This is a genomic window from Mesorhizobium sp. M0408 (assembly GCF_040321495.1).
In the GTDB taxonomy this organism is placed as follows: domain Bacteria; phylum Pseudomonadota; class Alphaproteobacteria; order Rhizobiales; family Rhizobiaceae; genus Mesorhizobium.
Genome location: NZ_JAMYRO010000018.1, coordinates 150,694 through 163,243, shown reverse-complemented (window position 1 = coordinate 163,243; position 12,550 = coordinate 150,694). Strand labels below are relative to the sequence as shown.

Sequence of the window (12,550 nt, the reverse complement as noted above, 5' to 3'; positions counted from 1 at the left end):
AATCGATATAAACCGCTAATTATCATGCCATAAGCTGCGCACAGGCCGACACTTAAGCCCGCGCCGGCAAGGGGGGGGGCTTTGCTTATCTCGAGGGGAAGCCGGCGACATGGCCGGCAACGCCATTGTCCGTCAATTCGGCGAGCGCCAGCGACTGATCGAGATGCTCGGCCCGCCAGGCGAGCAACTTCTCGGCAAATTCCAGCCGTGCCAGCAGATAGGCTGGGTCGTCAGCGACATTGGTCAACTCGCGCGCATCCTTCTCCAGGTCGAAGAGCAAGGGCGGCAGGCCGCCGCCGAAATTCACATATTTGAACTTTTGCGTGCGGATGACGGCGAGATTGCACTGGCGTGAACCGATGCCGAAATACCGTTCGGCATCACCATCCGCGATCGAGCGGAAATCGAACTCCCAATGCGCCGCGTCGCGCCAATCGTCTGGCTCCGTCGCGTCCAGGAAAGGCGCCAGCGAGCGGCCGTCGAGATGCGGCAGCACTTCGCCGCCAGTGAGCTCGAGCCTAGTGAGATCGAGCAAGGTCGGTGCCAAATCCACCGCCTCAGTGAAGCGGTCGACACTGCTGCCGGCAGCCTTGCGGTGGCGCGGATCGCGAATGATCAGCGGAATATGGAAGCTGCCGTCGAAGAAACCGCCCTTGCCCAGCATGAAATGATCGCCCATCATCTCGGCGTGGTCGGAGGTCAGCACGATGACGGTGTCGTCCCATGCATCGGCCGCCTTGACCGCTTGCCAGACCCGGCCAAGCTGCGCGTCGACCTCCGAGATCATGCCGTAATAGAGCGCCCGGATGCGGCGAAAATTGTCGTCGCCCCAGTCGCGCACCTTGCCCTCCGAGCCGGGACGGAATTTCGACCGTTCCTGCCGGTCAAGTTCATAGGCGAGATAAGGGTGGCTTGCTGCTTCGGCCTGCCAGCTTTCGGCGCGGTCAAAAGCTGGACCAATGGCCGGATCGTACATGGCGTTGTAAGGCGCTGGCACGATGAAGGGCGGGTGGGGGCTGATGAAGGAAAGATGCGCGAACCACGGGGCATCGCGCTCCTGCTCGCCGAGCCAGCGGATGAATTCGCCGGCCAGGAAGGCCGACGGCGTCTCGTCCTTCGAATAGATTGGCGGACCGTTGCTGATCGCGCCGTCGTTTTCCAGGATTTCGCCCGCCGGGCGGTGAATGGCGGGGGAGCCGGCGCCGGCATCGACGCCGCGCGCCTTGAGCCATGACAGCCAGGGCTTCTGGTGCTCGGGCAGAAGCTGGCGCACGGTGAAGCCGGGCAGCACGCCTTCATAGCTTTTCAGCTGCGGGTCGCCAGGCGCCAGCGTGCGCGGGTCGCGCGCCATGTCGGTATAACCGAACAGCGTCGGATCATAGCCGAGGGCGCGTGCCCAGAGGGCTATGTTGCCGTGGCGGGCGTCGAGCGGCGTGCCGTTGCGGCAGACACGATTGTTCATCTGGTAGAGGCCGGTGTAGAGGCAGGCGCGCGCCGGCGAGCAAGGTGCGGCGCCGCCATAGTGCTTCTGGAACAAAACGCCCTCGGCAGCCAGCGCGTCGGCATTCGGCGTCCTTACCACCTTGTGGCCAGCAGCTGACAGGCAGTCGCCCCGCCACTGGTCGCAGGTGATCAGGAGAATATTGGGGCGTTTTCCACTCAACCGCTGTATCCTCATGCTGGCTACATGCGTCGCTCATGGAGCGCAATTTCGGCGAGTATGCAAGCCGGTCCAGTTTGCCGAATGGTGAACAAAACCTGCTTCGTCGTTCACTTTAACAGCACAGTCCATTCTGTGTTTGCCGCCTTTGCGGCCAGGAGGCGGATGCTCATATTTGCGTGGACAGCGGCAAGGGCCGCACCGGCACAAGGAAAGGAGCAGAAACATGCTCGACCAAGTCAAGGGCCTGCATCACGTCACCTCGATGGCCAGCGATGCGCGCCAGAACAATGAATTCTTCACCGGGACGCTCGGTCTGCGGCGGGTCAAGAAAACCGTCAATTTCGACGCACCCGATGTCTACCACCTCTATTACGGCGACGAGGTCGGCACGCCCGGCTCGGTGATGACCTACTTCCCGTTCCCGAACATCGGCAAAGGCCGCCATGGAATCGGCGAAGTCGGTACCACCGCTTACTCGGTGCCCGAAGGCACGCTCGGTTATTGGGAGAAACGGTTTGCCGAGCAAGGTGTCACTGGGCTGTCCCGCGAGGAGACGTTTGGCGCGAAGCGTCTTGCGTTCGCCGGTCCCGACGGCGACGGGTTTGCGCTGGTCGAGGACAGAGCGGACAACCGTGCGCCATGGGCCAAGGGTGGCATTCCCATCGACGAGGCGATCCGCGGCTTTCACTCGGTGTCGCTCAGGCTGAAAGATGGCGGCGCCACCGAAGAGCTGCTGAAATTCATGGGTTATGAGGAGGTCGACAAGTCCGGCAACGTCAGGCGGCTGGCGGTGAGGAACGGCAACGGCGCCGACGTCGTCGATATCGAATCGCTGCCAGGGGCCGGCTTCGCCAATCTCGGCGCCGGCTCGGTCCACCATGTCGCTTTCGCCGTCGAGAACCGCGCCAAGCAGATCGAAGTGCGCAAGGCGCTGCTCGATACAGGTTATCAGGTGACGCCGGTGATCGACCGCGATTATTTCTGGGCGATCTATTTCCGCACACCGGGCGGCGTGCTGTTCGAAGTCGCCACCAACGAGCCGGGCTTCGACCGCGACGAGGATACCGCCCATCTTGGCGAGGCGCTGAAGCTGCCGTCGCAACACCAGCATTTGCGGCCCTATCTCGAGCAGCATCTGCAGAAACTGGAAGACTGAGGGCAAGGTCATGAGCAAGGATTCGTATATTCACAAAGTGCTGCCCGGTTCGCCTGATGGACCGCTGCTCTTCGTCTTCCATGGCACCGGCGGCGACGAGGCCCAGCTTCTGTCGCTTGGACGCGATCTCGCGCCGCAAGCGACGATCGTCGCTCCGCGCGGCGATGTCTCGGAACAAGGCGCCGCACGCTTCTTCCGCCGGACCGGCGAGGGCGTTTACGATATGGGCGACATCACGCGAGCGACGGACAAGATGGCCGGCTTCGTCAAGGCACATGTCGAGACGGCAAGGCCATCTTCGGTGCTCGGCCTCGGTTACTCCAACGGCGCCAACATCCTGGCCTCGGTGCTGTTTGCCGAACCGTCGCTGTTCGACGCAACGGTGCTGATGCATCCGCTGATCCCGTTCGAGCCGGAGGTCAAGGGCAGCCTTGGCGGCAGCCGCATCCTGGTCACCGCCGGCAGGCGGGACCCGATCTGTCCGCCTGATTTGACGGCGCGGCTTGAAGCCTATTTGCGCGCCGATGGCGCCGATGTCACAGTCGAGTGGCATGACGGCGGCCATGAGGTGCGGCCGAGCGAGATCGAGGCGGCGCGGCGGTTGTTCGCCCTTGCGCCGGATGAAAGGACCGCAAGCCATGTCTGACCTATTGCCCGAGATCGAGATGGAGGACCGCGGCTCGAAGGGCCGCTACCTCCTGCGTGGGCCGGGCGGCGCCGAGGCTGAGATGACCTTCACCAAGATCGGCGAGCACCAGATCATCATCGACCATACCGAAGTGCCGGATGCATTTCGCGGCCAGGGCGCGGGGCTTCGCCTGGTCACCCGTGCCGTCGAGGATGCACGTGCGGCGGGCAAGACGATCATCCCGCTTTGCCCGTTCGCCAATGCCCAATTCCGCCGCCATCCGGAATGGGCGGACGTGCTGAAGCGGTAAGCACAGCCCCTCGATGAATGACAGGAGAAGGGGTGCGCGGCTTTACCGCGTGCCCCTTTGGCCATTGGAGGCGTACAAACACAGCGGCAACATGCGGGATTTGCGCAGAGCGCCAACCTTGCCTAAGTATTGCCAGCAACCGGCTCGCCGTCCGCGGCCCGACCACTTCAACCGAATGGCTCTCCATGACCGAATCCGATCTCGTTCCCGTCTTCGACGGCCACAACGACACGCTGCTCCGGCTCTACCAGTCGAAGGATGCGGACGTCGAAAAGCTGTTCGTCGAGGGGACGCCAGGTGGCCACATCGACCTGCCGCGCGCGAAGAAAGGCGGGTTTGCCGGCGGCATGTTCGCGATCTTCCCGCCGCCTGTCGAGAAATCCAAACGCGGCGCGGTGCCGCTGGCGCCGAGCGACAGCGAGCCCTTGCCACCCGAGATTCCGCGCGCCGATGCGCTCAACTCCACCGTAGCGATGGCCTCGATCCTGTTCAGGCTGGAGCGGGCTTCGGCACTTACTGTATGCCGCAGCGCCGGCGATGTGAGGAAGGCGATGGCGCAAGGCTCGATCGCGGCGGTCTTCCATATCGAAGGGGTCGAGGCGATCGACCCTGAGCTCACCCTGCTCGACGTTCTCCACGCAGCCGGCCTGCGCTCGCTCGGTATCGTCTGGAGCCGTCCCAATGCCTTCGGCCACGGCGTGCCGTTCCGTTTCCCGTCATCGCCCGATACAGGGGCGGGGCTGACCGATGCCGGCAAGGCGCTGGTGAAAGCCTGCAACCAGCTGAAGATCATGATCGATCTTTCGCATCTCAACGAAAAAGGTTTCCGCGACGTCGTCGAGATCAGCGACGCACCGCTGGTCGCGACCCATTCCAACGTGCACGCGATCTGCGGCCATTCGCGCAACCTCACCGAATGGCAGCTCGGCGCGATCCGCGACTCCGGCGGCATGGTCGGGCTGAACTTCGCCACCGGGTTCCTGCGCGAGGACGGCAGGATGAACGCCGACACCGGCCTCGACGTCATGGTGCGCCATGTCGATTCGCTGCTGCAGGCGCTGGGCGAAGACGGCGTCGGCCTAGGCTCGGATTTCGACGGCGCCATGATCCCGGCCGTGATAGGCGATGTTGCCGGCCTGCCAAGACTGCTCGACGCATTCGCGGCACGCGGCTTCGGGCGCGCGCTGATCGAGAAGATCGCCTATCGCAACTGGCTAGGCATGCTGGAAAGGACCATCGGCTAAGCGGGTGATGCCGGCTTGACCGGAACGCGTTTTGGGAGCGGACTATTCGAAACCCATGCGTTTAAGCCAGTCCTGGCCAATGCCGCGATCACGGATGATCGGCAGCGGATCCGTCGAATCCAGGCGTGCGCAGATGCGGTAGACCTCGAGCGTCTCGGCGTTCATCTCGCCGCGTTTGTAGAAGAACATGGCCGCGGCATAGCGGGTGCGGCCCGACCATTTTTCGCCGAGCGGCGTGTTGATCAGCTGCCACTGTTCGGCGGCTTCGGTGTCGAGTTCGGGACTGTCGGTGTCGTCGGCCATATTTAGAAATCCGCGGGCGGACTGGTGCGGCGGTCGAGTTTGATGACCAGCCGCGGCGCCAGTTTGGCACGCCTCAGCAGCTTTTGATATTGCAGCTCGCGCCTGGCGTAGATCTCGACCCAAGGTCCGCTGCAGGCGGGCTCGGCGGCGCTGATCTGGTCTGCATCGCCGGGATCGCTGCCTTTCGCCGACGGTGCCTTCGACGTCGTTTTCTCCAAGGATGCAATCTCGACGAGAACATTCGAATATGGGCAGCCGTGCAGAAGGTGCTTGACAGTGGCAAACACCGTCCCACTGATCTTCGCGGCCGAAGCCGATCGGCTAGCCGGCGATGCTGGAGACCATCACCCCGATGAAGACAACAGAGGCGCGCGAAGCCCTCCTCGAACCGGCGCGAAAAAGCGATTCCGATAAGCGCGGCCGCAAGGCGTCGAAAGAGACCAGGCAGCTTCAATTGATCGAAGCGACGATCGATTCACTGGCCAAGCGCGGCTATTCGGAGACGACGATGGCCGACGTTGCCGACGGCGCCGGCCTGTCTCGCGGCATCGTCAATTTCCATTTCGAGAGCAAGGAGAAGCTGCTCGTCGCGACCTTGCAATACATGTATGACGAGTATTCGGCGCATTGGCGCAGCGCCTTGCAAAAGGCCGGCGATGATCCCGCCTGCCAGTTGCAGGCATTGGTGGCGGCCGATTTCGACCGCTCGATCTGCAACAAGCGCAAGCTGGCTGCCTGGTGTGCCTTCTGGGGCGAGGCCAAATCGCGACCGAAATATCAGGCGCTGAGCAGCGCACGCGATGCCGTCTACCAGAACATCTTCATCGATCTTTGCGCGGCGCTCAAGCAGAGCGGCTTCTATGCCTATGAGCCGCAAGTCATGGCGCTGGCGCTCAGCGCCATGCTGGATGGTCTGTGGCTGCGTTTGATGATGGGCACCGAGGACGCCACACGCGAGACGGCGCTGCAGGCCGCGAACGAGTTCCTGTCTGCGGCATTCCCCAAGCACTATTCGAACTCTGCAGCCCGCGGTGGCAGGCCGGCGTGAACCATCAAAAAGAGGGTGGACCAGCAATGAAGACAATGATCCGGCCCCTGACATTCGAGAAGAGCAAGGCCGGCTAATGAAGTTCAAGATTGAACGAGCCGATGTGGCCATCGTCGGCGCCGGCTTCACCGGCCTGTCGGCCGCGCGTGAATTGAACCACGCCGGCATCGATGTCGTGCTGCTCGAAGCCCGCGACCGTGTCGGCGGCCGCGTCGAAGCCGTGCAGAACGGGCTCGGCGAGCGGATCGACAGCGGCGGCCAGTTCCTGTGCGAAGACATGCCGGAATTAATGGCGCTGGTGCGAGCGCGCGGCAAGACATTGGTCGAGACCCATGTCGCAGGCGAATTCGTCACGCAGCCGCGAATGAGCGAGGCGCAAGCCGGGCGCACTAACGGCACCGCGATGCGAATGCGCGAGCGGATGAATGCGATCGCACCGACCGACCCGACCATTGTCGGCTTGACGGTCGCGGCATGGCTCGATCGCCAGGCCGATCCCGACGATGCGAAGGCCGCCTTTCGGTCGATGATCGAGGGCCTGTGGTGCCTGGCAATGGAAAGGCTGCCGCTGTGGTACTTGATCGACAATGATCGCCGCATCACCAACGAGGTGTCGGAGCTGCAGTATTTCGTGGGCGAAACCATGCATTCGCTAGCGGATGATCTTGCGCGGGATCTCGGCGATCGACTGCGGCTGAATACAGCTGTCGAGGCCATTGAGCACGGGCCGGGAGGGGTTCGCGTCGTTTCGCCTGCCGGCGCGATCGAGGCACGAGCGGTACTGGTCGCCGTACCGCCGATGATGGCCTCGAGAGTGGATTTCGTGCCGCCGCTGCCGGCTGTGCTGAAGAGAGCCCTCGGCGTCTGGCAAAGCGGCGCGGTGATCAAAATGCTGGTGCGCTACCCCAAGGCTTTCTGGCGCGACAGGGGCTTGAGCGGCATGGTGATGTGGCGCGACCCGCACGGGCTTTTTGCCTGCGATGCCAGCAGGGACGAGGATCACGCAGCCCTTGTCGTCTTCATCGGCGGGCCGCTGGCGCAGCGCTGGCGGGATCTGGACGACGCGGCGTTGCGCGCAAAGGTGACGTCAAAGCTGGAAGAGGCGCTCGGTATCGAGGCGGCCGGCATCATCGATCTCAGTTATCGCGACTGGACTGGGGATCGCTGGAGCGGCGGCGGTTACAGTGATCTGATCGTCGATGCGACGGCAACCGATGCCGAACGCATTATCCGCGCCGGCGCGTCGCGGATCCATTTCGCCTCGTCGGAGCTGTCGCCATCATTTCCGGGCTACGTCGAGGGCGCCATCGTCGCCGGCCGCATTGCTGCGCTAAGAATTATTCAGTCTGCCATCGCCAGCAGAGCCTCGGGGTCATAAGCGAGGCGGATCAAGGTGCCGAGCGCATCGACGCGCATTGCCACGAGCTCGGCCTGCTGGTCCGGCCACTGATCAACATGCGCGTGATGTCGCCGCCATTGATCATCACGCGCGACCAGATCGACGACATGGTGTCGATCCTGCGCGAAGGCATTTCGCGCACGATGGACGATCTGCGCCGCGAAGGTGCCTGGCGGGGATAGGCGTTTATCGCCGGCAATCTCGCCATTGCTGACAACGATCGTCCGCGCCTACGATGTCCGGCAGGGGCCTCGATCGCCTGTCTCTGGCCGCATCTCTGGGGAAACAAAGCATTGATGACCTATCGGGCCTGTTCGGCCTCGCCGGTAAAACCGCCTTAATTTCCGGATTGAGCCGCGGCATTGGTCGGCCGCTGGCAACGTGGGCGAGGTCGATGAACTGGGCGGTGCCGCGATCTTCCTGGTTTCCGACGCGTCGAGCTTCATGACCGGCCAGATGATCTATGTCGACGGCGACATGACCGGACCCGTATGAGCGTGACTGTCGCTGTCGGGCGCATGGAAGATCGGTCGGCCTCGGGCCCGCCCCGCAAAAGGCAGGGCTCGTCATTTGCACACTCTTATCTTCACCGCTAAGCTTCTCTGGCTGGGGTATTTTCCTCAGATCACATTCGCCATCCCAAGGATATCATGACACCCGACACAGCAACGCGCGAACAGTTCGCCATCGATCTCGCGCGGCGCGCCGGCGCGCTCGGCCTGAAGTATTTTCGCGACCTCGACAGCCTCGCCATCGAGAGCAAAGGTCATCAGGACATGGTCTCGCAGGCTGACCGCGAGGTCGAGCTGTTCATCCGTGCGGCAATGAAAGCCGCCTACCCGACCGATGGAATTGTCGGCGAGGAGCATGCCTCGGTCACCGGATCGAGCGGGCATGTCTGGGTGATAGATCCGATCGACGGCACCGCGAACTTCGTGCGGGGCATCCCGGCCTGGTGCGTGGTCATCGCCTGCGCCAAGGACGGCGACACTGTCGTGGGTGTCATCCACGAGCCCTCTACCGGCGAAACGTTCCATTGCCGCAAGGGCGGCGGCGCTTTTCTCAACGGCAAGCCGATCAGGGCAAGCGCGGCCACCAGCCTGACCGACGGCTCGTTGGGCACCGGCTTTTCCAACCGCGCCGAAATGCAAAACGTCGCAACGCTCATCGGCTTGCTGTTTTCAAAAGGCGGCGTGTTTTTCCGTAACGCATCCGGCGCGTTGATGCTCGCCTATGCGGCCGCCGGCAGGCTGCTCGGCTATGTCGAAGAGCATATGAACGCCTGGGACTGCCTGGCAGGCATGCTGCTGGTGGAAGAAGCCGGCGGCACGATCGTCAAGCCCGACCCAAAGACGGTTCTGGAAAACGGCGCGCTGGTGATTTGCGCCGGCAGCGGTGTGTTCGCCCAGGTCCGCCAGCTCTGCGTGCAATCCTTCAAGCTTTGATCAGAACCGGTCCGCGCTCCGGAAAGCCGATGCCGACGCTGTCGCCTGCCTGAAACGGCGCATCGATGTTGTGCGATATTGCAAACACCTGGCCGTGCGGCGTGGCGATGACAAGCTCGAGATGGCTACCGATATAGGTGACCTTTTCCAGCCTGCCCGCGATCGTCCGTGGTGCACCGGCAGGGCCGATCTCGATGCGGCTCGGACGGACGGCCAGCTTCGCCGGGCCGACCAGCTGGCCTCGCGCCGGCAGTTTCAAGGCCAGCGAACCCAGCCGGACGGCAGCTTCATCACCTTCTACCGAAACCACCTCGCAATCGAGGATATTGGCTTCGCCGATGAAGTCGGCGACGAAAGCGTTGGCCGGTGCGTCGTAGAGTTCGCGTGGCGTGCCGTCCTGTGCGATCACCGCTTTGTTCATGACGATGATACGATCCGAAACCGCCAGCGCCTCTTCCTGGTCGTGTGTGACATAGACCACCGTCAGCCCAAGCTTGATCTGGATTTCCCTGATTTCCTCGCGCACGTGCCGGCGCAGCTTGGCGTCGAGATTTGACAGCGGCTCGTCGAACAGCAGCACTTGCGGTTCGAGCACCAGCGCGCGCGCCACCGCCACGCGCTGCTGCTGGCCACCCGACAGCTCGCTTGGCAGACGCGCCTCGAAACCGGTCAGGCCGACCAATTCCAGCCCGGCACGGGCCCGAGACGCAGCCTCCTTCTTGTCATGGCCGGAGAAGCGCAAGCCATAGGAGACGTTTTCCATCACCGTCATGTGCGGAAACAGTGCATAGGACTGGAAAACCATGGACACGTCGCGGTCGGTGGCGGGCAGGCGGGTGACATCTTTGCCGCCTATCAGAATGCGGCCGCTGGACGGCATTTCAAGGCCGGCGATCATGCGCAGCGTCGTCGTCTTGCCGCAGCCGGAGGGCCCGAGAAGCGTCACCAGCTTGCCGGCTTCGATCGCAAGCGAGATGTCGTCGACCGCCGGCATGCTGGCGCCCGGATATGTCTTGGTGACATGGTCGAAGGTTACCGAGGCGGCGTTGCTGCGAATTTCGGCCATCACCCGGCTCCTGCTATTGTGGTCGGGCCGCCGGCCGTTCCGGGCAGGCTGACATTGGTGCGCACGCTCCAGCCGCCGTCGCCCTGCTGGATGCCGCGCCGGCCGATATTGCGGCTGCCGACAAGCAGCTGCATCAAGCCAATTACCATCAGCATGACGACGATCAGCACCGTCGAATAGGCGATGGCGATGCCGTATTCATTGTTCTCGACACGTCCAACGATGTAGCTGGTCGAGAGATCGTAGCGCGCGCTGACCAGAAAGATGACGGCGCTGATCGCGGTCATGGCGCGCACGAAGGAATAGACGAGCGCCGCCAGCATTGCCGATCTCAGCAAAGGCAGGATGACGCGCCTGAAGGTCTGCCACGAGTTGGCGCCAAGCGTCAGTGAGGATTCATCCAGGCTACGGTCGATCTGCGACATCGAGGCGACGCCGGCGCGCACGCCCACCGGCATGTTGCGGAAGATGAACGACAGTACGAGGATGATGCCGGTCCCGGTCAGCTCGATCGGCGGCACGTTGAAGGCAATAATGTAGCTGACGCCGATGACGGTTCCCGGAATCGCGAACGAGAGCATGGTCGCAAATTCGAAGGCGTTCTTGCCGCGGAAATTCTGGCGGACCAGAAGATAGGCGGTCAGAAGCCCGATCCCGGCCGTCAGAGGCGCCGATATCAGCGCGATCTCCATGGTCGTCCAGAAGGAGCTCCATGCCGAGCCCGACCAGTGGATGCCGAATTCGTTCCAGCCGACGGAGAACGCCTTCCGGTAGTGCTCCAGTGTCAGGCTCTGGTCGACCCCCCACAGCTTGACGAAGCTGCCATAGAAGATCACCGTGTAGACCAGTACGGTGAATGCCGTCCACAGTCCGGCGATGACATAGAGCGCGTATGTCAGCCCGGCAGGCAAGCGCGGATGGACGCCGGCGTCGCCCTTGCCGGTGACGGTGGTGTAAGAGCGCCTGCCGATCCAGAAGCGCTGCGCATAAAAGGCGCCGAGCGTGAAGGCCAGCAGCACCAGCGCCAGGATCGCGGCAAGTGCCGCATCGTTCTGCGCGCCGACAATGGCAAAGAAGATTTCTGTCGACAGCACGTCGTAATTGCCGCTCAGCACCAGCGGATTGCCGAAATCGGCCATGCTCTCGATGAAGCCGAGCAGAAAGGCGTTGGCAAGGCCCGGCCGCATCAGCGGCAGGGATACGGTCCAAAAGGTCTGCCAGCGGCTGGCTCGGAGCGTCTGGGAGGCCTCTTCCATGGACGGGCTGACGCCTTCGACGACGCCCATCAGCACCAGGAAGGCGATCGGCGTGAAGGCGAGAACCTGGGCAATGAGCAGGCCGGGAAGTCCATATACCCAGCGTGTCGGCTGGAAACCGAAGAGACCGGCCACGCTCTGCGTCACTGCCCCTGACAGTCCGAACAACAAGATGATGGCAAGGCCGATGACGAAAGCCGGCGTGATGATCGGCAACACGGTCAGGGCGCGGAGCAGCTTGCCGTGGCGGAAACCGGTACGGGTCACGACCAGCGCGAACACCAGCCCCAGAAACATGGTCAGCAGGCCGACGAGCACGGCCAGCAGCAGCGAATTCCAGGCCACGCCGCAGCGGCTGCCGCCGGCAAGACAAGCCAGGCTCCACAGCCGCGAACTGAACAGCTTGGCCAGGAACGCGACAGGCGAGTAGCCGCCGTCGTCGGTCTGCATGGCATTGGCCAGCATCATCAGGATCGGCATGAAGATGAAAATGGCAACCATGGCGACGACAAAGCCGATCGAGCCGACGACGAAGACGTCGCCAGAGACGGCGCCGCGCGCGGCAACACCCAGGGTGAAAAGGAACAGAAAGGCACCGCTGACCAGCAAGGCGCCGTAGCCCATGCCGAATTGGCGGTCGCCAAGTTCGCCGAACAGGCTGGTGAGCCAGCCGAACTGCCAACCGCGCAGCCCGATGGCGAAGCCCTGGAACAACAGCCAGCCAAATCCGGCGGCGCCGACAATGATCAGCAGCCGGCTGAAAACCGGATCGGATTTGGTGCGGCCCCACAGAAGCAGCGGCACCACCAGCAGCAGGCCGAGCGGCGCCAGCCACAGTTTCTCGCCCTTGAGGGCCAGAACCAGTGCCGGCGCGAATTCGCTGTCGGACGGGTAACCGTCGAACAGCCAGGAAAAGCCGAAGAACCCGTCCTCGATGCCGTACCAGGGCAGCACGGCAAACCCCAGCCATCCGACCGCCATCCAAAGGACGGCGACCGGTTCAATCGGCCAGCGGGTTTCGCGGAAGCGCAT

General features: G+C 63.2%; 13 protein-coding genes and 1 pseudogene. 9 read left to right on the top strand and 5 right to left on the bottom strand.

What is annotated here, in order from left to right; genetic code table 11:
- Nucleotides 1–85: 85 nt before the first annotated feature.
- Nucleotides 86–1,678 carry an alkaline phosphatase family protein gene (locus NKI67_RS21830; protein ID WP_352646711.1) on the bottom strand — a complete coding sequence of 531 codons (1,593 nt, stop codon included), beginning with the start codon at nucleotides 1,676–1,678 and terminating at the stop codon, nucleotides 86–88.
- A 208-nt stretch (nucleotides 1,679–1,886) separates the two neighbouring features.
- On the opposite strand from NKI67_RS21830, the gene NKI67_RS21825 reads away from it, so the two are divergent.
- The 4 genes from NKI67_RS21825 (at nucleotide 1,887) to NKI67_RS21810 (ending at nucleotide 5,001) form a co-directional block, all read left to right on the top strand.
- Nucleotides 1,887–2,819: a VOC family protein gene (locus NKI67_RS21825; RefSeq protein ID WP_352646709.1), complete on the top strand. Its 933-nt coding sequence runs from the start codon at nucleotides 1,887–1,889 to the stop codon at nucleotides 2,817–2,819.
- A 10-nt stretch (nucleotides 2,820–2,829) separates the two neighbouring features.
- Nucleotides 2,830–3,465, top strand: coding sequence for an alpha/beta hydrolase (locus tag NKI67_RS21820; RefSeq protein WP_023678554.1), 636 nt, complete (start codon nucleotides 2,830–2,832; stop codon nucleotides 3,463–3,465).
- Nucleotides 3,458–3,757, top strand: coding sequence for a GNAT family N-acetyltransferase (locus NKI67_RS21815; protein ID WP_023678555.1), 300 nt, complete (start codon nucleotides 3,458–3,460; stop codon nucleotides 3,755–3,757). Before NKI67_RS21820 ends, NKI67_RS21815 begins: the two co-directional genes overlap by 8 nt.
- Before the next feature lie 185 nt (nucleotides 3,758–3,942).
- Nucleotides 3,943–5,001: a dipeptidase gene (locus NKI67_RS21810; protein WP_023678556.1), complete on the top strand. Its 1,059-nt coding sequence runs from the start codon at nucleotides 3,943–3,945 to the stop codon at nucleotides 4,999–5,001.
- 42 nt (nucleotides 5,002–5,043) lie between these two features.
- Here NKI67_RS21810 and NKI67_RS21805 read toward each other — a convergent pair whose 3' ends face one another.
- Both NKI67_RS21805 and NKI67_RS21800 read right to left on the bottom strand, forming a co-directional pair.
- Nucleotides 5,044–5,304, bottom strand: coding sequence for a hypothetical protein (locus NKI67_RS21805; RefSeq protein WP_023678557.1), 261 nt, complete (start codon nucleotides 5,302–5,304; stop codon nucleotides 5,044–5,046).
- A gap of 2 nt (nucleotides 5,305–5,306) precedes the next feature.
- Nucleotides 5,307–5,522 carry a hypothetical protein gene (locus tag NKI67_RS21800; protein WP_352574940.1) on the bottom strand — a complete coding sequence of 72 codons (216 nt, stop codon included), beginning with the start codon at nucleotides 5,520–5,522 and terminating at the stop codon, nucleotides 5,307–5,309.
- A gap of 113 nt (nucleotides 5,523–5,635) precedes the next feature.
- Here NKI67_RS21800 and betI point away from each other — a divergent pair, with 113 nt between their 5' ends.
- The 5 genes and pseudogenes from betI to NKI67_RS21775 all read left to right on the top strand — a co-directional run bounded on the left by betI (nucleotide 5,636) and on the right by NKI67_RS21775 (nucleotide 9,196).
- On the top strand, nucleotides 5,636–6,352 hold the full coding sequence (gene betI / locus NKI67_RS21795; protein ID WP_502909355.1) for a transcriptional regulator BetI: 717 nt from the start codon (nucleotides 5,636–5,638) through the stop codon (nucleotides 6,350–6,352).
- Between the two features lie 76 nt (nucleotides 6,353–6,428).
- On the top strand, nucleotides 6,429–7,730 hold the full coding sequence (locus NKI67_RS21790) for a flavin monoamine oxidase family protein (protein WP_352589800.1): 1,302 nt from the start codon (nucleotides 6,429–6,431) through the stop codon (nucleotides 7,728–7,730).
- 20 nt (nucleotides 7,731–7,750) lie between these two features.
- A pseudogene (locus NKI67_RS21785) lies at nucleotides 7,751–7,933 on the top strand (aspartate aminotransferase family protein); the annotation flags it as partial.
- Between the two features lie 166 nt (nucleotides 7,934–8,099).
- Nucleotides 8,100–8,246, top strand: coding sequence for an SDR family oxidoreductase (locus NKI67_RS21780; RefSeq protein WP_502896713.1), 147 nt, complete (start codon nucleotides 8,100–8,102; stop codon nucleotides 8,244–8,246).
- Between the two features lie 155 nt (nucleotides 8,247–8,401).
- A complete protein-coding gene (locus NKI67_RS21775; RefSeq protein WP_352570624.1) occupies nucleotides 8,402–9,196 on the top strand; it encodes an inositol monophosphatase family protein in 795 nt (264 codons plus the stop codon).
- Here the strand turns inward: NKI67_RS21775 and NKI67_RS21770 are convergent.
- Complete coding sequence (locus NKI67_RS21770; RefSeq protein ID WP_352589796.1) at nucleotides 9,186–10,262, bottom strand: ABC transporter ATP-binding protein; 1,077 nt, start codon at nucleotides 10,260–10,262, stop codon at nucleotides 9,186–9,188. The two genes, NKI67_RS21775 and NKI67_RS21770, sit on opposite strands and share 11 nt — an antisense overlap.
- On the bottom strand, nucleotides 10,262–12,550 hold the full coding sequence (locus NKI67_RS21765) for an ABC transporter permease (RefSeq protein ID WP_352574854.1): 2,289 nt from the start codon (nucleotides 12,548–12,550) through the stop codon (nucleotides 10,262–10,264). Before NKI67_RS21765 ends, NKI67_RS21770 begins: the two co-directional genes overlap by 1 nt.